The organism is Brachybacterium sp. GCM10030268 (genome assembly GCF_042666305.1).
In the GTDB taxonomy this organism is placed as follows: Bacteria; Actinomycetota; Actinomycetes; order Actinomycetales; family Dermabacteraceae; genus Brachybacterium.
In genome coordinates this window covers 1-22,628 of the sequence record NZ_JBHTCW010000001.1, presented here as the reverse complement: position 1 = coordinate 22,628, position 22,628 = coordinate 1, and the positions used below count along the sequence as shown (strand labels likewise).

Annotated in this window: 23 protein-coding genes and 1 tRNA gene; 16 read left to right on the top strand and 8 right to left on the bottom strand. The window is 69.2% G+C overall.

Features of this window, described 5'->3' with window-relative positions; all coding sequences use genetic code 11:
* Positions 1-85: 85 nt before the first annotated feature.
* Entirely contained in the window at positions 86-763 is a 678-nt protein-coding gene (locus ACFQRD_RS00120; RefSeq protein ID WP_377019241.1) for a DUF624 domain-containing protein, read from the bottom strand.
* 519 nt (positions 764-1,282) lie between these two features.
* Here ACFQRD_RS00120 and ACFQRD_RS00115 point away from each other — a divergent pair.
* From ACFQRD_RS00115 to ACFQRD_RS00075, 9 genes are all read left to right on the top strand, one after another.
* Positions 1,283-2,578 carry an ABC transporter substrate-binding protein gene (locus ACFQRD_RS00115; RefSeq protein WP_377019243.1) on the top strand — a complete coding sequence of 432 codons (1,296 nt, stop codon included), beginning with the start codon at positions 1,283-1,285 and terminating at the stop codon, positions 2,576-2,578.
* A 62-nt stretch (positions 2,579-2,640) separates the two neighbouring features.
* Positions 2,641-3,528: a carbohydrate ABC transporter permease gene (locus ACFQRD_RS00110; RefSeq protein WP_377019244.1), complete on the top strand. Its 888-nt coding sequence runs from the start codon at positions 2,641-2,643 to the stop codon at positions 3,526-3,528.
* Positions 3,518-4,372 carry a carbohydrate ABC transporter permease gene (locus ACFQRD_RS00105; RefSeq protein ID WP_377019245.1) on the top strand — a complete coding sequence of 285 codons (855 nt, stop codon included), beginning with the start codon at positions 3,518-3,520 and terminating at the stop codon, positions 4,370-4,372. Before ACFQRD_RS00110 ends, ACFQRD_RS00105 begins: the two co-directional genes overlap by 11 nt.
* A 74-nt stretch (positions 4,373-4,446) precedes the next feature.
* A complete protein-coding gene (locus ACFQRD_RS00100) occupies positions 4,447-5,745 on the top strand; it encodes an alpha-L-fucosidase (RefSeq protein WP_377019246.1) in 1,299 nt (432 codons plus the stop codon).
* On the top strand, positions 5,742-7,055 hold the full coding sequence (locus ACFQRD_RS00095) for an enolase C-terminal domain-like protein (protein ID WP_377019248.1): 1,314 nt from the start codon (positions 5,742-5,744) through the stop codon (positions 7,053-7,055). Before ACFQRD_RS00100 ends, ACFQRD_RS00095 begins: the two co-directional genes overlap by 4 nt.
* Complete coding sequence (locus ACFQRD_RS00090; protein ID WP_377019249.1) at positions 7,039-8,370, top strand: alpha-L-fucosidase; 1,332 nt, start codon at positions 7,039-7,041, stop codon at positions 8,368-8,370. Before ACFQRD_RS00095 ends, ACFQRD_RS00090 begins: the two co-directional genes overlap by 17 nt.
* A 5-nt stretch (positions 8,371-8,375) precedes the next feature.
* Positions 8,376-8,705, top strand: a complete 330-nt coding sequence (locus ACFQRD_RS00085) for an L-rhamnose mutarotase (protein ID WP_377019251.1) — start codon at positions 8,376-8,378, stop codon at positions 8,703-8,705.
* Positions 8,702-9,634: an aldo/keto reductase gene (locus tag ACFQRD_RS00080; protein WP_377019252.1), complete on the top strand. Its 933-nt coding sequence runs from the start codon at positions 8,702-8,704 to the stop codon at positions 9,632-9,634. The genes ACFQRD_RS00085 and ACFQRD_RS00080 overlap by 4 nt, the downstream gene beginning before the upstream one ends.
* Entirely contained in the window at positions 9,627-10,505 is an 879-nt protein-coding gene (locus ACFQRD_RS00075) for an amidohydrolase family protein (RefSeq protein ID WP_377019253.1), read from the top strand. Before ACFQRD_RS00080 ends, ACFQRD_RS00075 begins: the two co-directional genes overlap by 8 nt.
* A gap of 128 nt (positions 10,506-10,633) precedes the next feature.
* Here ACFQRD_RS00075 and ACFQRD_RS00070 read toward each other — a convergent pair whose 3' ends face one another.
* The gene (locus ACFQRD_RS00070; RefSeq protein WP_377019254.1) at positions 10,634-11,326 is read right to left on the bottom strand and encodes a FadR/GntR family transcriptional regulator; all 693 of its coding nucleotides are present in this window, start codon (positions 11,324-11,326) and stop codon (positions 10,634-10,636) included.
* A gap of 120 nt (positions 11,327-11,446) precedes the next feature.
* Positions 11,447-11,689 carry a DUF6458 family protein gene (locus tag ACFQRD_RS00065; protein ID WP_377019255.1) on the bottom strand — a complete coding sequence of 81 codons (243 nt, stop codon included), beginning with the start codon at positions 11,687-11,689 and terminating at the stop codon, positions 11,447-11,449.
* Between the two features lie 217 nt (positions 11,690-11,906).
* On the opposite strand from ACFQRD_RS00065, the gene ACFQRD_RS00060 reads away from it, so the two are divergent.
* The 3 genes from ACFQRD_RS00060 to ACFQRD_RS00050 all read left to right on the top strand — a co-directional run bounded on the left by ACFQRD_RS00060 (position 11,907) and on the right by ACFQRD_RS00050 (position 16,114).
* Complete coding sequence (locus ACFQRD_RS00060) at positions 11,907-14,489, top strand: ATP-dependent Clp protease ATP-binding subunit (protein WP_377019256.1); 2,583 nt, start codon at positions 11,907-11,909, stop codon at positions 14,487-14,489.
* Positions 14,490-14,681: 192 nt separating this feature from the next.
* Positions 14,682-15,599, top strand: coding sequence for a VTT domain-containing protein (locus ACFQRD_RS00055; protein WP_377019257.1), 918 nt, complete (start codon positions 14,682-14,684; stop codon positions 15,597-15,599).
* Positions 15,596-16,114, top strand: a complete 519-nt coding sequence (locus ACFQRD_RS00050) for an amino-acid N-acetyltransferase (protein WP_377019258.1) — start codon at positions 15,596-15,598, stop codon at positions 16,112-16,114. Before ACFQRD_RS00055 ends, ACFQRD_RS00050 begins: the two co-directional genes overlap by 4 nt.
* A 29-nt stretch (positions 16,115-16,143) precedes the next feature.
* Here ACFQRD_RS00050 and ACFQRD_RS00045 read toward each other — a convergent pair whose 3' ends face one another.
* From ACFQRD_RS00045 to ACFQRD_RS00025, 5 genes are all read right to left on the bottom strand, one after another.
* Positions 16,144-16,992 carry an A/G-specific adenine glycosylase gene (locus tag ACFQRD_RS00045; RefSeq protein ID WP_377019272.1) on the bottom strand — a complete coding sequence of 283 codons (849 nt, stop codon included), beginning with the start codon at positions 16,990-16,992 and terminating at the stop codon, positions 16,144-16,146.
* A gap of 163 nt (positions 16,993-17,155) precedes the next feature.
* Entirely contained in the window at positions 17,156-17,590 is a 435-nt protein-coding gene (gene mscL, locus ACFQRD_RS00040) for a large conductance mechanosensitive channel protein MscL (RefSeq protein WP_377019259.1), read from the bottom strand.
* 59 nt (positions 17,591-17,649) lie between these two features.
* Complete coding sequence (locus ACFQRD_RS00035; RefSeq protein ID WP_377019261.1) at positions 17,650-18,282, bottom strand: SAF domain-containing protein; 633 nt, start codon at positions 18,280-18,282, stop codon at positions 17,650-17,652.
* Positions 18,283-18,455: 173 nt separating this feature from the next.
* A complete protein-coding gene (locus tag ACFQRD_RS00030) occupies positions 18,456-18,800 on the bottom strand; it encodes an FmdB family zinc ribbon protein (protein ID WP_377019262.1) in 345 nt (114 codons plus the stop codon).
* Positions 18,801-18,886: 86 nt separating this feature from the next.
* On the bottom strand, positions 18,887-19,546 hold the full coding sequence (locus ACFQRD_RS00025) for a 5-formyltetrahydrofolate cyclo-ligase (protein WP_377019263.1): 660 nt from the start codon (positions 19,544-19,546) through the stop codon (positions 18,887-18,889).
* A gap of 79 nt (positions 19,547-19,625) precedes the next feature.
* On the opposite strand from ACFQRD_RS00025, the gene ACFQRD_RS00020 reads away from it, so the two are divergent.
* From ACFQRD_RS00020 to ACFQRD_RS00005, 4 genes are all read left to right on the top strand, one after another.
* Positions 19,626-20,252, top strand: coding sequence for a GNAT family N-acetyltransferase (locus ACFQRD_RS00020; RefSeq protein ID WP_377019264.1), 627 nt, complete (start codon positions 19,626-19,628; stop codon positions 20,250-20,252).
* A 36-nt stretch (positions 20,253-20,288) separates the two neighbouring features.
* Positions 20,289-21,173 (top strand): hypothetical protein, encoded by an 885-nt coding sequence (locus tag ACFQRD_RS00015; protein WP_377019265.1) that lies wholly within the window; start codon positions 20,289-20,291, stop codon positions 21,171-21,173.
* A 148-nt stretch (positions 21,174-21,321) separates the two neighbouring features.
* A complete protein-coding gene (locus tag ACFQRD_RS00010) occupies positions 21,322-22,206 on the top strand; it encodes an inositol monophosphatase family protein (protein ID WP_377019266.1) in 885 nt (294 codons plus the stop codon).
* Positions 22,207-22,312: 106 nt separating this feature from the next.
* Positions 22,313-22,385, top strand: a tRNA-Ala gene (locus tag ACFQRD_RS00005).
* Positions 22,386-22,628: the final 243 nt, after the last annotated feature.

The window sequence follows — 22,628 nt, the reverse complement described above, 5'->3', positions numbered from 1 at the left end:
CCGGGCGGCCGTACCGCCAGGGTATCCCGCGCGGCGGGGTAGGACGCGAACGCATCCACAGCGCTCCGCCTCGAGGGCGGAGACGTCACGATGCGGCGGCGCGGTTGTTCTCGATCTCCTCGAGCAGCAGCTCGACCTTCCGGCTCAGCAGGCTCGTGGCAAGGTCGATCGCCGCCGCGGCTCCCAGCAGCACGGCCACCGGCCATACCAGGGAGCACAGCACCATCCAGACGATGAGGCCGAGGGTCAGGCCGATCACCCGCACCGGCATCGCTCCGGGCAGCAGCAGCGCCAGCCGCCACGCCACGAAGGGATCCTGCCGGCGCACCCGCGGCGTGGACATGATCGTGGCGACACTCGCCGTGGACCAGGCGGCGCTGACCGCGGCGAGACTCGCGAGCCCGGCGCTCATCATCGGCGTCTCCACCGCACCTCCGGCCACGATCCAGAGCATCGCCACCGAGCCGGCCTGGACTACCATCAGCGGAAGCATGCGCACGTTGGCGGTGACCAGATGCTCACGGAAGCTCGGCCACATCGTGGCCAGGACGCGGACCTTCGCCCCGTGGCGAGCGGCGATGAAGGCATCGGAGGCGGCCACGCTGGCCGGGGCCACACCGAGGACGACGAGACCGGCCAGGCTCAGGGCGATCCACACCAGGTTCACGCGCAGCACCAGGTAGATGCGCTCGATCGCCTCGATCAATCGCGTGGCCCAGGCCGGGGTCCCGGCACGGTCCGACGGGGTTCGGGAAACGGTCATGCGGTGCAGGCTATCTCCCGGCGTGATGCCTGGGTCACTTCTGACCGTCAGAGAGTCGAAGTATGTCGCTCGCGCGATCTCCTCGACTGCGCGGCTCTACGCCAGGCAGCCCAGAGGGACCGCGGCGATCCCCCAGTCAAGATCCGGGCGTCCGACGGAGGTGTTCGGCTCCGCGCTGACCGGAGAGATCGAGAGAAGGCCCTGCTGTGGCAGAAGCCGCCGTCCACACGGCAGAGGCAGGACGGTTCCGAGCTTTCACCACGCTAATGCGGTACCGATCAGGCCCTCGACTAATGCTCGCGCTACGCCAGCCATCCGATGTCTCGTCGTGGTGAGCCGTGGTGGTGTGCACGCCTGCCCCCGCGAAGGCTTCTGGCCAGCCGCAATGCTCTAGCGGTCAAATCCATCGGCTGGGGCGCTGTGAGGCTACTCTTGATTCATCCGACGTCTTCGATCATAGTGGGACGTGCCGTTGAGAGATCCGATGTCTGGGCGAGTGTGGTTCGGGCAGGTGGCGCAGTGAAGAACAACGACGATCTTCATCGACGAGGAGACGCTATGAAAGCGACGAGGGCCCCACAGGAACTGTCACGCCGCGCGGCCATCGCCGGTCTCGGGGCGCTGGCCCCGCTCGCGGCCCTGACCGCGTGCGGAGGATCGGGCGGTTCGAGCGGGACGGATCCGAGCACGACCCTGTACACCTGGATCTCGAACGACAACGACCGCGCTCAGTGGGAGGCTTTCATCGCGGCCGCGCAGCAGTCGGATCCGGAGTTCACCATGGCCCTCGAGGGGCCGAGCTTCGAGGACTACTGGACGAAGGTCAAGACCAGGATGTCTTCTGGAGACGCTCCAGCATTGTTGACCACGCAAGCGGCGCGGGCGCAGGAACTTGAGGCTCTGCTGGCCCCATTGGACGAGCTCGCCGAGGCCGCCGGTGTGGACCTCGCGCAGTACAACGAGGCGATGATCTCGGGAATGACCGTGGACGGTTCGGTGCGGGCTATTCCCTATGACGCGGAACCGATGGTGCTCTTCTGCAACCGCGCCATGTTCGCGGACGCAGGCCTCGAGGTGCCGAGCACGCGCTACTCCATGGATCAGTTCCTGGACGATGCCACGGCGTTGACGACGGACAGCCGACACGGGCTCGCGATCTCCGCGGGGCTCGTGCATCTCGGCATGTCCATCGGCTTCGCCAACGGCGGTACCCCGGTCACCGACGGGACGCTGACACTGACCGACCCGAAGATCGTGGAGGCGATCCAGTTCAGTTTCGATCTGGTCACCGAGTACGGCGTGGCTGAAGCCCCGGCTGCGGTCGATTCCGAGCCCGCGGCTCAACAGGACCTTATGAACGGGAACGTCGCGATGTATCTGGACGGGCCATGGATGTACCAGGCGTATGTCGATGCCCTCGGCGACGACCTCGCGGTCGCGGTCGTCCCCTCGGAGTCGGGTGAGCCCAAGGGGATGATCCAAGGTTCAGGATTCGGCATCGCCTCGAATGCGGATGATCCGGAAGCGGCCTTCCGGACAATCCAGGCGATCACGACGCCCGAGGTGATCGGCGACGTTGCGAACACTCGTGGGACGTTCCCCTCCGTCGCGAATCAGGAGGAGCGCTGGGCTGAGGGGAAGGCAGAGGACAATGTGGCCGCCGTGACGTCGCTGGCGCAGAATGGCGAGCCGCTGCTGACGACGCCCAACTGGAACGAGGTCGGCTCCCAGTTCGGCCAATACTCCACGGACGGCTTTCGCGGCAATCGGACGGCCCAAGAGATCCTCGAGGCGATCGAAGGGGCGACCGCCTGATGGTAGCGACGGTCCCGGCGCCTCCACGGCGCCCCGGGGCGAGCGCCGGTCGTGGCACTGCCATGACCGGGACTCGCCGGCGCAGCGGCGCACGAGCAGCGGCTGTCTATCTGAGCCCCGGGATGCTCGGCTTCACGATCTTCATCGTCGTGCCGCTGGCCGCATCCTTGGTCATCAGCTTCTTCGACTGGCCGCTGTTCGGGGCGCCTCGCTTCGTCGGTCTGGCGAACTACCGCAACATGATCGCCGGCGATCCGGCCTTCTGGGTGAGTCTGCGCAACACCTTGATATTCGCCGTCGTGTACACCGCGGTCAACCTGGCGGTAGCGCTGGGGATCAGCTACTGGCTGATGAATCTCGGTGGCCGGTGGGCATCCTTCTTCCGAGTGCTCTTCTTCATCCCCGTCGTGACGCCGATGATCGGGAACGCACTGATCTTCCGCCTCATGCTCAGCGATGACGGCATCGTCAACCAAGCGCTGCGCACCGTCGGGATCGACGGTCCGCAATGGCTGAACACCCCGGGATGGGCGATGACTTCGCTGGTCGTCATGTCCCTGTGGCAGGGGATGGGCTACAACATCATCGTGCTCGGGGCCGGCATCGCCGGGATCAATCCCAGTGTCATCGAGGCCTCTCGGATCGACGGGGCTGGGCCGGTCGGTCGCTTCTTCCGGGTGGTATTCCCGATGCTCTCGCCGACCATCTTCTTCTGCACGATCATGACGGTGATCGGAGCTTTCAAGGTATTCGCCCAGCCCTACGCCCTCACCGAGGGCGGCCCGGGCAACGCGACGAACACCCTTGTCCTCCACCTGTACCGAAGTGGCTTCTCCTTCGACCGGCTCGGTTACGCCTCGGCTCTCGCGTGGGTCCTCTTCGTGCTCGTCATGCTGATCACCGCGCTCGAGTTCGCACAGCAGAAGAGGTGGGTCACCTATGACAGCTGAGACTGTCACCCATGGTCGTCGAGCGGCAGCGGGGCCTCAGGTGGTCTCCAAATCCCTACTGGTCCTCGTCGGCATCATCTTCATCTTCCCGTTCATCTGGATGGCAGCGACGTCGCTGAAGCCGACCGACGAGGTCTTCGCGAGCGGCACCAGTTTCGTCGGTTCGCGGATCGAATGGTCGAACTACACCACGGCATGGACCGCGATCCCTTTCGGACGGATCATCGCGAACAGCTTCGTCGTAGCTCTGCTGGGCGCCGGGCTGACGGTCACCGTGTCGGTACTGAGTGCGTATGCGTTCTCCCGGTTCCGATTTCGCGGTCGCGCCGCTCTGTTCGGAGCCTTCCTCGCCACCATGGTGCTGCCCCAAGAGGTCCTGATCATCCCGTTGTATCTGATGATGCAGAAGGCCGGGCTGGTCAACTCGTATCCGGCGCTTGTACTGCCCTTCGCGTTCGGGGCGTTCGGAACCTTCCTCATTCGGCAGTTCATGCTGAGCCTGCCCCCGGACTACGAGGAAGCCGCGACGATCGACGGCGCCAGCCGCCTACGGACGCTCATCAGCGTCATCGTCCCGCTCCTACGGGCGCCGATATCGGTGGTCTTCGTATTCGCGTTCATCGACTACTGGGGGAGTTTCCTGTGGCCGTTGATCGTCGTCAACGACGCATCGATGGCCACGGTGCCGATCGGGCTTCAAATGTTCTCCGGAGAGCGCGGCACGGACTGGGGTCCGCTCATGGCGGCCGTCACGCTCGTGGTGGTGCCCAGTCTCGTGATCGTCGTGCTGCTGCAGCGGCAGTTGCAACAGGGCGTCAGCATGGGTGGATTCGGTGGCCGATGAGACTGACCCGGGCCACCGGTGCGCGAGAGCAGCTGCACAGTGAATCGTTGTCGTTTGAGGGAAAAGGAAAAGCTATGAGTGACGGGGAACGATGGGACCAGTTACCGCACCGGACGCCTGAGTGGTTCCGGGAATCACCTCTGGGGATATTCGTGCACTGGGGGGCTTACTCGGTCCCGGCATGGGCGGAGCCGACGGCCGAGCTGGGTGCGATCGAGGACGACATAGGCTGGTTCGCGCACAATCCGTACGCGGAGTGGTACTTCAACACGATTCGGATCGAAGGCTCACCTGCACAGGTGCACCACCGCCGCGTGCACGGTGATGCTCCCTACGACGACTTCCTCGACCGATGGGACGCCAGTGCGTTTGATCCGGCGTCCTGGACCGAGCTCTTCGTTCGCGCTGGAGCCGACTACGTCGTCCCGACGACCAAGCACCACGACGGGATTCCGCTGTGGGATGCGCCGGGGACCGGGAGCCGCAATACCGTGCGCCGGGGCCCGAAACGGGACCTGGTCGGGGAGATCGCGCGAGCAGCAAAGGATTCCGGTCTCCGTTTCGGCGTCTACTATTCCGGCGGGCTCGACTGGTACGTCCGTCCCACCGAGCCGTTGACTAGCGGTGAGGATGTACGAGATCGCAAGCGGCCCCGCGACGACGCGTATGGAGCTTACTGTTCCGCCCACGTTCGGGATCTGATCGACCGCTACGAGCCAGATGTGCTGTGGAACGACATCGGATGGCCGGACGAGAACTTCCACTTCGAGGAGGGAGGGCTGGGGCAGCTGCTGGAGTACTTCTATCGCCAGCGCCCGGAAGGCCTGATAAACGATCGATACGCCGGAGCGCACCACGATTTCATCACCACGGAGTACCAAGCAGGGACGATCCCTGACGGCGAAGCATGGGAGAACTGCCGGGGTGTCGGCCTCTCCTTCGGATACAACCAGGTCGAAGGTCCGGAGCAGTACCTCTCCGGCGCTGACGTGATCCGTCACGTCGTCGATGCAGCGTCGAAGAATGGGCGGGTGCTGCTGAACGTCGGCCCGAAGGCCGATGGCACTCTCCCGGATCTCCAGGTCAAGGCGCTCGAGGAACTCGGAGACTTCATGGCGATCCACAAACCACATCTCTCCGGTGCGCAGGGCCTCGGTGAGCTGGACATCCCGGGAGCGGAATGGGCCCGCGCCGTCGAGAAGGACGGACAGTGCCACATCTTCATCGGAGGGCCTGCAGAAGGGCTCACGATCGGCCTGGACCATTTGCCTGCCGGCTATGACTGGCCCGCCGAAGGCGTCAGCCTCCCGATGCAGGAGGAGCATGCCGGGCCGGTGTCGGTGAGTGCCGTTCGGGAAGGCTCTGCCCGTTGACCACCATCGCGCGAATCACGGTCCACGACGTCCGCTTCCCCACGTCGCGCGACCTCGACGGCTCCGACGCCATGAACCCGGACCCGGACTACTCGGCGGCATACCTGGAGCTGATGACCAGCGATGGGAATGCTGGCTACGCCCTCGTGTTCACGATCGGACGCGGCAACGACGTCCAGTGCGCCGCTATCCGGGCCCTGGCGGATCATGTCGTCGGGCGCGACGTCGAGGCTCTCCTGTCGGACCTCGGCGGCTTCTCCCGCGAGCTCGTCGGCGACTCCCAGCTGCGCTGGCTCGGCCCGGAGAAGGGCGTCATGCACATGGCGATCGGTGCCGTGGTCAACGCTGCGTGGGATCTGCGGGCCCGGCGCGAGGGCGTACCGCTGTGGCTGCTGCTGGCGCAGCTCTCGCCGGAGGAGATCGTGGATCTCGTCGACTTCCGTTACCTCTCCGATGCCCTGACCCGCCAGGAGGCGCTGGAGCTGCTTCGTCGCGCGCAGCCGGGCAAGACCGCGCGGATCGCCGCTCTCCAGGGGGTCGGCATCCCTGCGTACACCACCTCTCCGGGGTGGCTCGGCTACAGCGACGAGAAGCTCGTGCGCCTGCTGCGGGAGGCGCGTGCTGAGGGCTTCGGCATGGTCAAGCTGAAGGTCGGCGGCGACGTGGAGGACGATGCCCGCCGGCTCCGGATCGCTCGCGAGGAACTGGGACCGGGGTATCCGATCGCCCTGGATGCCAACCAGCGCTGGGACGTCGAGGAGGCGGTGGCCTGGCTGCAGCGCCTGGCGCCGGAGGGACCGGCCTGGATCGAGGAGCCCACCAGCCCTGATGATGTGCTGGCCCATGCCGCGATCCGTCGGGCGGTGTCGCCTGTGAAGGTCGCCACCGGCGAACAGATGCACAACCGGATCATCGCCAAACAACTGCTGCAGGCGGGCGCTGTCGATGTCCTCCAGCTCGATGCCGCACGTGTCGGAGGAGTCAACGAGAACGTGGCGATCCTGCTGCTGGCCGCGAAGTTCGGTGTCCCCGTCTGCCCGCACGGTGGTGGCGTCGGCCTGTGCGAGCTCGTCCAGCACTACGCCTTCTTCGACGCGGCGGCTGTCGCGGGGGAGCGCCCGGACCGGGTCATCGAGTACGTCCACCACCTGCACGAACATTTCGAGGACCCGGTCAGGATCGAGGACGGCGCGTATCGCGCCCCCGACGCCGCCGGCTCCGGAGCCCGCATGCACGAGTCCTCCGTCCGCGAGCACCTGTTCCCGGACGGCCCCGTCTGGAAGGATCCCGCCCATGTCGCCCACGCCTGACCCACCCGCCTCGCCGCAGGCCGACGCGGACCCCCACGGCTGGTTCGACCAGGCGCGCTTCGGTCTCTTCGTCCACTTCGGGCTGTATGCCGTCCCCGCGCGCCACGAATGGTCGATGACCCGCGAGAAGCGCACCCTCGAGGACTACGGACGCTACGCGGAGGTCTTCGACCCCGACCGGTTCGACGCGGCCGAGCTCGCCGGGCGCGCCCGGCAGGCAGGCATGCGGTATGCGGTCCTGACCACGAAGCACCACGAGGGATTCTGCCTGTTCGACTCCCAGCACACCGACTACTCCGCACCGGCCGTCTGCGGGCGCGACCTGGTGCGCGAGTTCGTCGACGCGATGCGCGCCGAAGGCCTCCACGTCGGCTTCTACTATTCGCTGCTGGACTGGGCCCACCCGGACTTCACCATCGACCACAACCATCCGCTGCGGGATCGGCCCGACGTCGTCGCACTGAATGCCGAGCGCAATATGGCTCGGTATCGCGAGTACCTCCACGCCCAGGTCCGGGAGCTGCTGACGAACTACGGGACCATCGACTACCTCTTCTTCGACTTCACCGACCCCGGCCCCCACGGCAAGGGACCCGAGGACTGGGACGCCGACACGCTGCTGGGGATGGTCCGCGAGCTCCAGCCGACGTGCGTGGTCAACGACCGCCTCGGCATCCCCGGCGACCTCGTCACCCCCGAGCAGTATCAGCCGGTCGCCCCGATGACCGGGGCCGACGGCAGTCCGGTGCGCTGGGAGGCCTGCCAGACCACCAACGGCAGCTGGGGCTACGACCGCGACAACCTCGACCACAAGAGCCCGGACCTGCTGGTGCGGATGCTGGTCGATTCCGTCGCCAAGGGCGGCAATCTGCTGTTGAACGTCGGCCCGGACGGGCGCGGCGCCGTCTCCCCGCCGGACCGCGAGATCCTCGCGGGGCTGGCGGATTGGATGGACGTGCATGCCGATTCCATCCATGGCGCGGGCCCGGCCGAGGGGATCGAGGCACCGCCGGGCGCGTTCCTGACCCAGCGCGGGGATCGACTCTATGTCCATCTGGCCGTGTGGCCCATGCAGCACGTGCATCTGCGGGGGCTGGCCGGCCGGGTGCGATTCGCACGGTTCCTGCACGACGGGTCCGAGGTGGCCGTGAGCACGATCGACCCGGGCCAGGCCGCGTGGAACACCACGATCGGCGGGATCGGCGAGGATGTCGCGACGCTGACCCTGCCGATCCGGCGCCCCGACGTGCTGCTGCCCGTCGTCGAGCTGTGGCTCGAGGAGTCGCCGGCCCGGGCGTACAGCGCGAAGGAGTGAGCGAGATGGAGACCATCGCCCTGCACACCCGTATCGCACCCGGCCACGAGGCGGACTACGTCCGCGAGCATCAGGAGATCCCCGAGGACCTCGACCCGGTGCTGCGCCGCGCCGGAGTGCACTCCTGGCGCATCTGGCGCGACGGCCGCGACCTCTTCCACCTCGTCGAGGTGGAGGACTACCGCGCGATGCGCCAGATGCTGGCGGCCTCTCCCGCCAACCAGCGCTGGCAGGAGCACATCAACCAGTTCCTCGAGGTCGCCGATTCCTACGCGGGGGACGACACGGGCATCGAGCACGTGTGGTGCCTGCCCGGCACGGGGCCGCGGCCGTGAGCGCGCCTCGGCTCCCCGCCCTCGGCTTCGGCGCCGCCCAGCTCGGCAATCTCTACCGGGAGACCAGCGACGAGGAAGCCGCCGGTGCCGTGCAGGCGGCGTGGGACGGCGGCATCCGCCTGTTCGACACCGCGCCCCACTACGGCCTGGGCACCTCGGAACGGCGACTGGGCGCCCTGCTCGCGGAGTACCCGCGCGAGGAATACCTGCTCTCGACGAAGGTCGGCCGGCTGCTCGAGCCGGGGCCCGGCACCGGGGACGACAGCGCCCACGGGTTCGCCGTCCCCGACCACCACGTGCGCCGCTGGGACATGAGCGAGACCGGCATCCGGCGCAGCCACGCCGACTCCGTGGAACGACTCGGCCTGGACGCGGTGGACATCCTCTATCTCCATGACCCCGAGGAAGGTCCCACCGAGCAGGCCTTCGCCGACGCCCTGCCCACCCTGGTCGCCATGCGCGAGGAGGGCCTGGTCACTCAGGTGGGCGTCGGCTCGAAGGACGTCGATGTGCTGACGCGTGCCGTGCGCACCGGCATGGTCGACGTGATCATGCTGTCCGGCCGCTACACCCTGCTCGAACAGCCCGCCGCGCGCGAACTGCTGCCCGCGTGCCGCGAGCACGGCGTCGAGGTGGTCGCCGTGTCCGTGTTCAATTCGGGCATCCTCTCGCGGCCCCAGGTGGCGGAGGATGCCCGGTACGAATACGCCGGCGCCCCCGTCGAGCTCCTCGAGCGAGCCCGTCAGCTGGCCGCCCTGGCGCGGAGGCACGGGGCCGAACTGCCCGACCTCGCCCTGCGGTATCCGCTGCGCCACCCGGCGATCAGCTCTGTCGTCCTGGGGATGCGCACCGGAGACCAGGTGCGGCAGAACCTCGAGCGGATGGCGCGCGAGATCCCCGAGGAGCTCTGGCAGGCGATCGATGGCTGAGGGGATCACCGATGCCCACCTGCACCTGTGGGACCTCTCGAGGGGAGGGTACGGCTGGCTGGACACCGCGCCGGAACCCTTGCGCCGCGATTCCCGCTGGGAGGAGGCCGCCCCGCAGCACGCCCGGCTCGGCGTGGACCGTGTCGTCCTGGTCCAGGCCGACGACACCCTCGCCGACACCTGCGCCCTGCAGAGGGCAGCGGCCCGGATCGAGCAGGATCCCAGTCCCGTGGTCCGGGCCGACGTCGTGGCCTGGCTGCCGCTGGCGGATCCGTCGCGGACCGCGGAGCTGCTCGCCGACGCGGAGGCGATGGACCGGATCGTCGGGGTGCGGCACCTGGTCCATGACGATCCCGACCCCGGGTTCCTCGACCGTCCCGAGGTGCGCGAGAGCCTGGCTCTGCTCGCGGGGCGCGGGCTGCCGCTGGACATCCCCGATGCCTTCCCGCGGCACCTGGACCAGGCCGCCCGTGTGGTGGGGGAGGTCGACGGGCTGACGGTGGTCCTCGACCACCTGGGCAAGCCTCCTCTCGGCGACCACCGGGCGATGGGGCAGTGGGAAAGCGGCCTGCGCGATCTGGCCGCCCACCCGTCGGCCGTGGCGAAGCTGTCGGGACTGTCCACCAGCGGGACCGGATCGCGCCGGCCCCGGCAGCTGCGCTGGGCCGTCGAGACCGCCGTGGAGGCGTTCGGGCCGCAGCGACTGATGTTCGGCAGCGACTGGCCGATCGCACCGGCCGCCTTCGACCTGGGATCGGGCACGGCGGACCTGCTGGCTCTGATCGCAGAGCTCGGAGCGGACCAGCGCCAGGAGATCCGGAGCGGAACCGCCGCTCGCGTCTACCGGCGGCTGGAGCGTGCACGGCCCTGAAAGGTCTGCGAGGTCTGAGAGGTCTGGGAGATCTGAGCATCCGTCCTGGTCACGACGTCTGACGTCGCGAACCGGCCTACCGGGATGCGGCCGGCGGCGCTCCGGTGGATCGGGGCGTCCCCGTCGAGTCAGTCGAGCGCTGCGCCTTTGAGGATCCAGCTCTCGACCCCGGCGATGTGGGCCGCGGCATGGACGCGTGCCAGATCTCCGCGGCCGGCCTTCAGCGCATCGAGGATCCGGCGATGCTCGGCGAGGGTGCGCTCGACGGCCGAATCCTCGGTCAGGCCGCGCCAGACCCGGGCCCGCGCGGTGGCGCTCGCGAGCCCCTCCAGCATGGAGGACAGGTAGGCGTTGGGGCAGCGGCTGGCGATGAGCTGATGGAAGTCGATGTCCGCCTGGACGAGCTCCTGGACCGAGGACTGCTCGGAGAGGTCGACCATCAGCTGTTCGAGCCGTTCGACGTCGTGCTCACTGAGATGCGGGCACGCCTGCTCCACCGCAGTCGGCTCCAGCAGGCGCCGCACTTCGAGGATCTTGCCCTCCGCGGAGCCCTGGTGCAGATCCAGGACGAAACCCAGCGACTCGACCAGCAGGTTCGGGGCCAGCGAGCTGACGTAGGTGCCGTCGCCCTGACGCACGTCCAGCACCCGGATCACCGAGAGGGCTTTCACCGCCTCGCGCAGGGAGTTGCGGCTCACCCCGATCCGCTCGGCCAGCTCCTTCTCGGGCGGCAGGCGATCGGCCGGGCCCAGCTCGCCCTCGATGATCATCTGCTTGATCGCATCGATAGCCCGGTCCGTCACGGCATGCGGTGCCGCCATCGCGCTCCACTCCTCGCTCGGACCGGTCGGTGTTCGTGCCGGTCACGGTGATCCTGATGCTAGCCGAGGTGCTGATCGCGAGTGCGGAGCAGTCGCCGGCGCGGAGCACCTCAGGGTGGCTCAGGCGGTGGGCGGGGGATCCCGGCGCTCGGAGACGGTGCGTCCCGGCCCGCTCTCGGTGTTGACCACGGTCTTGCGCGAGCGCAGCATCAGCAGCAGGCCGACGACGAACAGCACGGCGCCGCCCACCATGAGGATCGTGCCGAGCATCGCCGAGTCCAGGCCCGGCAGGTCGAACTCCAGAGCGAATCTCGCGATCGCGCCGAGGATGAAGAGAATGATTCCGCCGACGATGGCTCCCATGGCGTGCTCCTGACGATGAGGACGGACAGGTCGGATGATCATGCTACGGGCCGGCATCCTCCCAGGGCGGCTCATCCGACCACGGGGTCGGACTGTGCCGTTCCCGCTCCGCAGGCGATCAGGCCCCTCCCGCATCACGCCCGCGGCGAACAGGCGGGGAATCCGCGGCGAACGCGCGTAGTCTCGATGCAACACCACCACCGGACGGGGGAGGACCATGTTCGAACGCTTCACCGATCGCGCCCGTCGCGTCGTCGTCCTGGCACAGGACGAGGCCCGGCTGCTGAACCACAACTACATCGGCACCGAGCACATCCTGCTGGGACTCATCCACGAAGCCGAGGGAGTGGGCGCCAAGGCGCTCGAGGCCCTCGGCGTGACCCTCGATGCCGTGCGCGAGCAGGTTCGCGACATCATCGGGGAAGGCAACCAGACCCCCAGCGGGCACATCCCCTTCACGCCCCGCGCGAAGAAGGTGCTCGAGCTGAGCCTCCGCGAGGCGCTGCAGCTGGGCCACAACTACATCGGCACCGAGCACATCCTGCTCGGCCTGCTGCGCGAGGGCGAGGGCACCGCCGTCAAGGTGCTCTCCCGCCTCAAGGCCGAACCGTCGGCCGTGCGCCAGGAGGTCATCGAGCGCCTGTCCGGCTACCAGGGCAAGGAGCCGGCCACCGCCGGCGGCCCCTCCGAGGGCCAGCCCTCCGGGTCGCTCGTGCTGGACCAGTTCGGCCGCAACCTCACCCAGGCCGCGCGCGACGGCAACCTCGACCCGGTCATCGGCCGGGACAAGGAGGCCGAGCGGGTCATGCAGGTGCTCTCGCGCCGCACCAAGAACAACCCCGTGCTGATCGGCGAGCCCGGCGTCGGCAAGACCGCCGTCGTCGAGGGGCTGGCCGAGGCGATCGTCGCCGGCGACGTCCCCGAGACGCTCAAGGACAAGCAGCTCTACACCCTCGACCTCGGCTCGCTGGTCGCGGGCTCGAGGTACCGCGGTGACTTCGAGGAGCGCCTGAAGAAGGTGCTCAAGGAGATCCGCACCCGCGGCGACATCATCCTGTTCATCGACGAGATCCACACCCTCGTGGGAGCAGGTGCCGCCGAGGGCGCGATAGACGCCGCCAGCATCCTCAAGCCCATGCTCGCCCGTGGCGAGCTGCAGACCATCGGGGCGACCACCCTGGAGGAGTACCGCAAGCACATCGAGAAGGATGCCGCGCTCGAGCGCCGCTTCCAGCCGATCCAGGTGGATCAGCCCTCGGTCGCGCTCACGGTGGAGATCCTCAAGGGACTGCGTGACCGCTACGAGGCGCACCACAAGGTGACGATCACCGATGCCGCTCTGGTGGCCGCCGCCAATCTCGCCGACCGGTACGTCAACGACCGGTTCCTGCCGGACAAGGCGATCGACCTGATCGACGAGGCCGGTGCCCGGCTGCGGATCCGTCGCCTGACCGCGCCGCCCGAGCTCAAGGAGTTCGACGCGAAGATCGAGGAGACCCGTAAGAAGAAGGAGGAGGCGATCGACGGGCAGGACTTCGAGCTCGCCGCCTCCCTCCGGGACACCGAGCAGCAGCTGAAGTCCGAGCGCGATGAGAAGGAACAGGCATGGCGCCACGGTGAGTCCGACGTCGTCACCACCGTCGGCGAGGAGGTCATCGCCGAGGTGCTGGCGGCCGCGACCGGCATCCCGATCGTGAAGCTCACCGAGGAGGAGTCCTCCAGGCTGCTCCACATGGAGGACGAGCTGCACAAGCGGGTCATCGGTCAGGACGAGGCCATCAAGGCCATGTCCCAGGCGATCCGTCGTACCCGTGCCGGGCTCAAGGATCCCAAGCGCCCCGGCGGCTCGTTCATCTTCGCCGGCCCCACGGGCGTCGGCAAGACGGAGCTGGCCAAGGCGCTCGCCGAGTTCCTCTTCGGCGACGACGACGCCCTCATCCAGCTGGACATGTCAGAGTTCGGCGAGAAGCACACCGCCTCGCGCCTGTTCGGCTCGCCCCCCGGCTACGTCGGCTACGACGAGGGCGGTCAGCTCACCGAGAAGGTGCGCCGCAAGCCGTTCTCCGTGGTGCTGTTCGACGAGGTGGAGAAGGCCCACGTGGACATCTTCAACTCGCTGCTGCAGATCCTCGAGGACGGTCGCCTCACGGATTCCCAGGGTCGCATCGTCGACTTCAAGAACACCGTGATCATCATGACCACCAACCTCGGGACCCGGGACATCGCCAAGGGCGTGTCCATGGGCTTCAGCGCCGGCGGCGATCTGAACACCGACTACGACCGGATGAAGTCGAAGGTCCACGAGGAGCTCAAGCAGCACTTCAAGCCGGAGTTCCTCAACCGTGTCGACGACGTCGTGGTCTTCCCGCAGCTGTCCCCGGACGAGATCGTCCAGATCGTCGATCTGATGATCGCCAAGCTGGAGGCTCGCCTGGCCGAGAAGGACATGACGATCGAGCTCACCGAGGGCGCCAAGAAGCTGCTCGCGGACAAGGGCTACGACCCGGTCCTCGGTGCCCGGCCGCTGCGCCGGACGATCCAGCGAGACATCGAGGATGCCCTCTCGGAGAAGATCCTCTTCGGGCAGGTCCACGTCGGCGACACGATCGTGGTCGACTCCGAAGGCGAGGGGCTGCTCGGCGAGCTGACCTTCAACCGCCGCGGAGCCGACGGCACCCTGGAGCCGATCACGGAGGACATCGATGTGGAGTCGATGACCCAGGCCAGGGCCGAGGATCTGGCCCGCCCCGACAATGCGGGCGCCCCTGAGGACGACAACGCGGAGGCCAGCGCCTCCTGATCGGGCCGGCCCCGCCCAGCGGCGGGGCCGGCCCCTCGACGTCGGCCGGCCTCCATGAGGCCGGCCGCTCACGAACCGCTCCCGCTCCGCCGTATCTCCGGCCGATCGGGAGCGGTTCGCCCCATCCCGTGCGGCGACGAGCCCGCGCGGTGACGCCGGGCCCCCAGCAGAGGCAGCGGACGGAGAGGACGCATGGGCGGATTCATCGACTGGCTGCTGTCCCTGTCGGGGCAGATCGAGGAATGGATCCTCGCCGTCGCGGACGCGTGGTGGGTCCACCTGGTCGTCTACGCCTTCGCCGCCCTCGACGGGTTCTTCCCGACCGTGCCCAGCGAATCGACCATCGTGACGCTGTCCTCGCTGTGGGCGAGCTCGGGCAGGCCCTCGATCATCCTCATCGGCTTGGCCGCCTGGCTCGGTGCCTGGAGCGGCGACAACCTGGGGTACCTGCTTGGGAACAAGGTCGGCTGGGAGCGCTTCAGGTTCCTGCGCGAGGGCAAGGGCCGACGCGCGGTGGACGCCGCCGACCGCGGCCTGCAGCGGCGCGCTCTGCTGTTCCTCATGACCGCCCGCTACATCCCCTTCGGCCGCACCGCCGTGAACCTGGTGGCCGGGGCGGTGCACTACCCCCACCGCAAGTTCTGGCCGCGCTCACTGCTGTCCACGTTCGTGTGGGCGGTCTACTCCTGTGCGATCGGCGTGGTGGCCGGCTCGTGGTTCGAGGACAATCATCTGATGGCGATCACCGTGGCCCTGGTGGCCGCCGGAGTGCTCGCCCTGGTCGTGGAGCGAGCGATCAACACGGTTCACCGGGTGCTGGACCGACGCGCGGAACGTCGCGGTGATGCCGTGCGTGACCGGGTCGGGGAGGACGACGACTCCGGTGACGCCGCGGGGACGGACGAGGACACCGATCCCGAGCAGGCCACCGATCGCCGCGACTCCCCAGCCCTCACGGACTCACCGGACCCCGGCGACAACGCAGCTCCCAGCGACTCACCGGATGCCCTCGGCTCCGCAGATCCGCGCGACCCCGGAGCTTCCCGCGACTCCCCGGGATCCGAGGACCCCGCCAGAGTTCCCGCCCGAGAAGAGGACAGACCGTCGTGAGCGTCAGTATCCGGCCCGCGCTTCCTGCGGACGTGCGGGGCATCAACCGCCTCGTCGAACCGATGACGCATACGGGCATCCTGCTCGGCAAGGACCTGGTCTCCTACTACGAAGCGGTCCAGGAGTTCCTGGTCGCCGTCGACGAGGAGGGCGATGTCGTCGGGTGCGGCGCGTTGCACGTCATGTGGGAGGACCTCGCCGAGGTCCGCACCCTCGCGGTGCGTGATGATCAGCGCGGCACCGGGCTGGGCCATCGGATGCTGCTCGCACTGCTGGAGCGGGCGACGGAGCTGGGGCTGAGCCGCGTGTTCTGCCTGACCTTCGAGGTGGAGTTCTTCTCCCGGCACGGCTTCGAGGTGATGTCCGAGGACGTCGACCCGGAGATCTACAACCAGCTCCTGCGCTCGCCCGACGAAGGCATCGCCGAGTTCCTGGACCTCGCGCGGGTCAAGCCGAACACGCTCGGCAATACGCGCATGATCAAGCAGCTGGACGGGCGGGCCAGGCCCGAGTAGTCGGCTGGGCAGATGCCGACAGCTGCACGTCAGGGCAGGCGCAGCCCGTCCTGCTGACGCACGGCGAGCCCGTCGGCCACCAGGGAGTTCGCGCAGCGTTCGACCCGTGCGGCGTCGGCGGTATCCAGAGCCAGCAAAGTGGACCGTGTCGCGTCGCCGTCTCGCCTCAGCACGGCCATGATCTGGCCTCGCATCTGCCGGTCGGTGCCCTCGAAGGCCTGCCGGCGCCGCGCGCCGTCCTCGGTGGCGGGCCGGCCTGCGGCGAACCACGCGCATCCGGCCCCGGCCAGCGGACACTGCTCGCAGCGCGGGGAACGGGCAGTGCACACCAGCGCCCCGAGTTCCATGACCGCTCGGTTCCACTGCACGGACCGTCGACGCTCGAGGGGGAGGGTGCGCGTCGCGAGCGCGCGTTCGGCAGCGCTGTACGACGGTGCCGGCAGAGCCTTGCCCTGGACCGCGCGCGCCAGCACCCGCCGGATGTTGGTATCGACCACCACGGCCCGCTCATGATGGGCGAAGGCGGTGATCGCGGCGGCGGTGTACTCACCGATGCCGGGCAGTGCGCGCAGAGCATCCTCTCCGCGCGGGACCTCTCCGCCGTGCTCTCGCACGATCGCCCGCGCGCATTCCTGCAGGCGCAGGGCTCGCCGCGGATACCCGAGCCGGTCCCAGCGCTGCAGCACCTCGGCCGTCGGCGCATCGGCGAGGTCGGCCGGAGTGGGCCACTGCTCGATCCAGTCGCGCCAGCGGGGGAGCACACGCACCACCGGGGTCTGCTGGAGCATCACCTCGGAGACGAGGATGGCCCACGCCGAGACGTGCTCGTGGCGCCACGGGAGGTCGCGCCCCTCACGGCTGAACCACCCGGTCACCATGTCGATGGCGGGATCCGGCAGGGATTCGCAGGAGGAGTCCGGCTCGGTTCCCCGCGCGGGGGGATCCACATGATCGACGCGGGGCGGGGCCGCTCGGGTCCGCCCCGCGTCACGGGAGTGTGGTGCCGCAGCACCGGTGTTCTTACTCAGGGGTGCGAGGTCCTCAGATCTGGGGCGGGGTGGTGCCGGGCCGGGCGGTGCCGCCGGCCTGGGCCTGGAGCAGGTCGCGGATCTCGGTCAGCAGCTGGACGTCCTCCGGCGCGGTGGTCTCCTCCTCCACCGGGAGGCCGCGGCGCTTGCGGTCGAACTTGCGGGCCTGCGTCATGGGCAGGACGAAGACGAAGTACACCACGGCTGCGGTGATCAGGAAGGCGATGATCGCGGAGATGATGGCGCCGAAGTTGACCACCGTCGCCTCGTTGGTGATCTGCCAGGCGAGACCGTTGGTGTTCCCGCTGCCGCCGAACACGTTGATCACGGGCTGGATCAGGTATTCCACGAACGCACCGATCAGGGCGGTGAACGCACCGCCGATCACGACACCGACCGCGAGATCGATGACGTTGCCCTGCATGATGAAGTCCTTGAAGCCCTTCATGGGTCATCCTTACTGAGGAGTGGGACGGGGAGAGTCGACAGAGCGGACTCATCGGGACTCTAGCCGATGATCGAGATCGTCACCGCTCCCTCGCCGATCGCGCGCGCGAGCTCGGCGGTTCGGCTCCGGTCGACGGCGACGAGCACGTACGCCTGCCCCGCTGACCCCGCATCGAGCACGGCAGCCTCTCCCTCCCCGTCCTCGGAGAGCTCGACGACGCGGGCCGGTGTGGCTGTCGTGCCGGCGGTCACGGGAGACGAGGTGAGCACCTCGATCTCGGACCCAGGACCGAGATGGGGCGTCAGCACAGCGGGAACCGGAACCGCCAGCAGGGAGGAACCCTCCGGGATCGCCGCGGCGCCCCCGTCCAGCAGCCCGGACAGGATCGGAGTCCCCGAGGGGACGGCGAGAGCGGTCTCCTGGCCGAGCACCTCCGCGGGGGACTGCGCGGTTCCGTCGGGGACGAGTTCGGCGGCGACGCGCACGGTGCGCAGGTGTCCTGGTTCCAGGACCGTGCCCGCGGGGAGGTCCGCGCCGGCGATCACCACCGGCGTCCCCTGGGAGGCGGGCGGCAGCAGGGTGGGCACCAAGGTGGCGGCCAGCAAGGCGACGGCGAGCACCATCAGGGTGCGGCGGCGCCTGCGCAGTGCACGTCGCCAAGCGGGCAGATGAGCGCGGAACCGTGTGAACATGGCCTCGACGCTAGGCCGGAACCGGGCCACGATCCGAGGCCGCACTCCCACGGTGGACGACGGCGCGCTGGGGAGGAACCATCGCGCGCCGTCGCGCCGTCCGCGAGCACATCAGGGCATGGATGCCCCTTCGGAGGGGCGGAGCCCGTTCAGGACGTCAGCACGCCAGACCGTCAGGATGCCGGCGCAGCCGAGGCGGCAGCCGGCGTGGAGGCCGAGGTGCCGGAGTCGCCGGAGCTGCCGGCCCCGGAATCCCCGGAACCGCTCGCGCCCGACTCGGTCGACGCCGAACCGGAAGCGGACCCGCCCTTGCCGGACTCGACCGAGGCCGTCTCCGACTTCGCGGAGTCGGTGGAGTAGAAGCCGGAGCCCTTGAAGACGATGCCCACCGAGTCGAAGACCTTGCGCAGCGCATCCTGCGTGCACTCGGGGCAGGTCACCAGCGAGGACTCGCTGAAGCTCTGGTACTTCTCGAAGCGATGCCCGCAGCTCTTGCAGGCGTAGACATAGGTAGGCACGCGGAATCCTCCGGGATGTTCGTCGCAACGCGGCCGCGGGCGACGCGGCCGGAATGATTCTACGGCCGCCGACGTGCCCGAGGTGCTCAGGACGCGTCGTTCGTGACCAGCCAGACGAGACCGTCGGCCGTGAGCACCGCGGGCACAGGGACGTCGTGGGCGGCGCGCGGCAGGGTCCCGGCCTCCAGCAGCTCGTCGGGGTGGACGACGGCCACCACCGGTGTGCCCACGCGGACGGCGGTCAGCGCGCGGTCGTAGTACCCGGCGCCGTGACCGATCCGGGTCCCGGATCGGTCCACCGCCACGGCCGGGAGCAGCACGAGGGCCGCGCCTGCCAGGGCGTCCGGTCCGAGCCGGGCACCGGTGGGCTCCTTCCCGAAGCCGCGACCGGGGGAGTCGACGAAGCCGGAGAGGCCGTCCCACCTCACCCATTCGAGCTCGCGTCCGGCGGCCGCGGGGAAGATCAGCTCGGCGCCCGCGGCGGCGAGCGCACCCACCAGCGGCATCACGTCGGCCTCGGTGGGCGTGGGGTGATAGGCGGCGACCAGCGGGGCGCCGCCGCGGGCCGCCTGCGCCTCGAGACGGGAGACGAGGGGAGCGGCGTGCTCGAGCAGCCGTCCCGCCTCCTGCTCGCGGCGCCGGGAACCGGAGTCACCGCCATAGCGCTGCCAGCGGCGGGCGCGCAGCGTGCTGCGCAGCTCGCGCTTGCGCCGGATGATCGCGTCCGGGTCCGTGTCCGCGCCCATGGCACCAGAGTCCCACAGGACTCCACGGGCTCCGTGAACCACCTGCGCACGGAGGCATCGCCGCGTCTACGATGACGCGATGGTTCATGTCTGGCCGCTGACCCTGCGCGATGGGGAGCTGACGCTGCGCCCCCTGCGGCGACGCGACCGTTCCGATTTCGAGCGCCTGCGTCAGCGCAACAGCGACTGGCTGCGCCCCTGGGACGCCACCGATCCCGAGCGCGACGCTCGGCAGCTGCCGTTCTCCACGGTGCGCCGCTGGAACGAGCAGCAGGCCAGGCTGGGGGTTCATCTGCCCCTGGCGATCACCGTCCGCGGCCGGCTGGCCGGGCAGATCACGGCCGGCCCCATCCAGTACGGCGCCCTGCGCTCGGCAGTGCTGGGCTATTGGATCGACCGCGGTCAGGCCGGTCACGGGATGGTCCCGCGCGCGGCCGCCCTGGTGATCGACCATCTCTTCGCCGAGCTGGGTCTGCACCGTATCGAGGTCACGGTGCGGCCCGACAACGCGGCGAGCCTGCGCGTGGTGGAGAAGCTCCACCTGCGATCGGAAGGGCTGCGCCGTTCCGCGATCCACGTCGACGGGGCCTGGCGGGATCACCTCGTCTTCGCGCTCACCGCCGATGAAGTCGCCACGGACGATCAGGGCCGTGGGGTCCTCGCCCGACTTCACAGAGAGTTCCCCCGCGACACGCCCGCCACGTGACCAGGGAAATCACATCGGTGTCATTACTGTGTCGGTGTGGAGTCCATCAACCTCGGGGCCGTGCTCTTCGGCCTGCTGCTGCTGCTGTGGGTGGCCTATGCCCTCCCGCGCACCGCGAGCCGTCGCGACGTGATGGGGCGCGCCCGCGCAGCTGAACTCACCGAGATGACCTCGGAGGCGCGGGATCTGTCCGCAGCCGTCCACTCCCGCCGTTCGTCCCGTGAGGTGAATGCCCCCATGTCCCAGGACCGTCTGCTCCTGCGCCCTGCCGACCCCACCAGCCGTCCCCGGTTCGACGCCGTGCCCGGTATCCGCATCGACCACCTCGAGGAGCGTGCGCGCTCGCGCCGCGTCCAGCGGACCGTGCTGACCGTTCTGCTGCTGGGATCACTGGCCCTGACCGCTCTCGCGGCCGTGCAGGTCGCCCCGTGGTGGGTGCCCGCCATCGCCGTGATCGGCCTCGCCGCCTATCTGGTCGGACTCCGCCGCGCCGAGCTGGAGCGCAGGGCCCGCCTCACCCGCGCCGCGACCCTCGCCCGCCGGCAGCGGGCCGAGCAGGAGAACGCCCGCCGCGCGGCCGAGGCCGGCACGAGCTCGCCGACGAAGCCGGAGACCTCGCAGCCGGACCAGGACGCGCCGGCTCGGCGCGAACCCCTCGAGGCCGTGACCGAGCGCGCCGCCCACCATGTCGCCGCCGCGGGGGAGTGGACGCCGCGCCCGGTCCCGCGCCCCACCTACGCCCTGCATGGCGAGGTCGAGGATCTCGCCACCCGGCATGCCGCTCATCGTCAGAGCATGCAGGCCACTTCGGTGCCGCTCGAGAATGCCGATGTCGAGGAGCTCGAAGCGGCCGATGAGGAGTTCGCACCGGCGCTCGACCTCCGCCTCGACGAGGTCCTCGCACGGCGCCGCGGCGCCTGACCTCGCAGGCCCCGCGCACCGATTCGACGCCTGCCGCCGGCCGGCGCGACCCCGGGCCCCACACGTCTCGGGGCCGCGGACGAGCGTGACGGTCCCACCCCCTGACGGGGGCGGCGCGCCGGGTCCGGAGCGACATATTCTGGTCGCGATGAGCATCTCCTCCGCGCCCCGCACCCCGTCAGAGCCCGTCCCCGCGCCGTCGCAGCTGCTGGAGATCGCCAGCTCGGCGGCGACGCTCGCGGCCGATTACATCCGTTCGCTGGACCGCGACCACCTGGCGCGGGAGTACAAGACCTCCAGCCACGACATCGTCACCGTGCACGACCGCGCCAGCGAGGACATCGTCGTCTCCGAGCTGCGGCGACTGCTGCCGACCTGCCGCATCGTCGGCGAGGAGGGCGGAGAGCGGCCCGTCGAGGACGCTCCCGCGGAGGGGCCGGTCGTGACCTTCTACGTCGACCCCATCGACGGCACCAGCAACTTCGCCGCCGGACTGCCGCTGTTCTGCATCTCGATCGGCGTCGCCGTGGATGACGAGCTCGTCGCCGGCGTCATCGACCTGCCGATCCTCGGGACGGTCTTCTCCGCGGCCGACGGGCCTGCCCTGCTCGACGGGGTCCCGATCCAGCCGCGTTCCACGCGCCCCGCAGCGGATGCCCTGGTGCTCTCCGGGTTCCCAGGTCACCGGGTCACCGAGGAACTGCCGGAGCTGGCCGCGCAGGCGAACGTCCGCATGGCCCTCGACGTCTCGGCCGTCCGTCATCTCGGCTCGGCAGCGATCGAGCTGGCCTACGTCGCGGCGGGGTGGGCCGACGCCACCGCGCTGGGCACCATCAACTCCTGGGACATCGCAGCCGGCTTCCACATCCTGCGCCGCGCAGGCGGCTCGGTGCGCACCTGGCCCGGCACCGGTGACGCGGCCCGTCCGGACCATCTCCAGCCCGCCTACGTCGCGTGCACCGGGCCCGAGCGGATCGACGTGCTCGACGAGCTGATGCAGCAGGTCCAGGACGCCCGCCTCGCCGCTCGGTGAGGTCCGATGGTCGAGGCGGAGGATCTGTGATCCTCGTCAAGGGTCCCGCGACGAGTCGGCGCCTCGGCCCGCTCAGTGCTAATCTGTCGTGGTCGCCGCGCGACATGGGGCTATGGCGCAGTTGGTAGCGCGTCTCGTTCGCAATGAGAAGGTCGGGGGTTCGAATCCCCCTAGCTCCACCGAATGTCCTGAGTCGCGTCATCGTTTACGAACGGTGGCGCGGCTCAGGATTTTTTTCGTGGGTTCGCTGTTGGTGGCGGCGGGGCTGCTGGGGGCGTGGCTGTGGGGGTTCGCTGTTGGGGGCGCTGGTAGTTCTTGGCGGGGTTGAAGCGCCCTGGCTTCCGTTCCGCTTTCTATGCGGGGGCCGGTGAGGGCTCCCGGGACTCAGCGTAGGCGGCCTCAACCTCGATCGGGGTCGAGTA

Coding starts and splice junctions, on each gene's coding strand:
- ACFQRD_RS00045 (WP_377019272.1), bottom strand. CDS start 16,992: ATGGTGACCGGGTGGTTCAGCCGTGAGGGGCGCGACCTCCCGTGGCGC.
- ACFQRD_RS00020 (WP_377019264.1), top strand. CDS start 19,626: ATGGTTCATGTCTGGCCGCTGACCCTGCGCGATGGGGAGCTGACGCTG.
- ACFQRD_RS00035 (WP_377019261.1), bottom strand. CDS start 18,282: ATGTTCACACGGTTCCGCGCTCATCTGCCCGCTTGGCGACGTGCACTG.
- ACFQRD_RS00090 (WP_377019249.1), top strand. CDS start 7,039: ATGTCGCCCACGCCTGACCCACCCGCCTCGCCGCAGGCCGACGCGGAC.
- ACFQRD_RS00065 (WP_377019255.1), bottom strand. CDS start 11,689: ATGGGAGCCATCGTCGGCGGAATCATTCTCTTCATCCTCGGCGCGATC.
- ACFQRD_RS00055 (WP_377019257.1), top strand. CDS start 14,682: ATGGGCGGATTCATCGACTGGCTGCTGTCCCTGTCGGGGCAGATCGAG.
- ACFQRD_RS00060 (WP_377019256.1), top strand. CDS start 11,907: ATGTTCGAACGCTTCACCGATCGCGCCCGTCGCGTCGTCGTCCTGGCA.
- ACFQRD_RS00105 (WP_377019245.1), top strand. CDS start 3,518: ATGACAGCTGAGACTGTCACCCATGGTCGTCGAGCGGCAGCGGGGCCT.
- ACFQRD_RS00075 (WP_377019253.1), top strand. CDS start 9,627: ATGGCTGAGGGGATCACCGATGCCCACCTGCACCTGTGGGACCTCTCG.
- ACFQRD_RS00025 (WP_377019263.1), bottom strand. CDS start 19,546: ATGGGCGCGGACACGGACCCGGACGCGATCATCCGGCGCAAGCGCGAG.
- ACFQRD_RS00010 (WP_377019266.1), top strand. CDS start 21,322: ATGAGCATCTCCTCCGCGCCCCGCACCCCGTCAGAGCCCGTCCCCGCG.
- ACFQRD_RS00110 (WP_377019244.1), top strand. CDS start 2,641: ATGACCGGGACTCGCCGGCGCAGCGGCGCACGAGCAGCGGCTGTCTAT.
- ACFQRD_RS00085 (WP_377019251.1), top strand. CDS start 8,376: ATGGAGACCATCGCCCTGCACACCCGTATCGCACCCGGCCACGAGGCG.
- mscL (WP_377019259.1), bottom strand. CDS start 17,590: ATGAAGGGCTTCAAGGACTTCATCATGCAGGGCAACGTCATCGATCTC.
- ACFQRD_RS00100 (WP_377019246.1), top strand. CDS start 4,447: ATGAGTGACGGGGAACGATGGGACCAGTTACCGCACCGGACGCCTGAG.
- ACFQRD_RS00070 (WP_377019254.1), bottom strand. CDS start 11,326: ATGGCGGCACCGCATGCCGTGACGGACCGGGCTATCGATGCGATCAAG.
- ACFQRD_RS00120 (WP_377019241.1), bottom strand. CDS start 763: ATGACCGTTTCCCGAACCCCGTCGGACCGTGCCGGGACCCCGGCCTGG.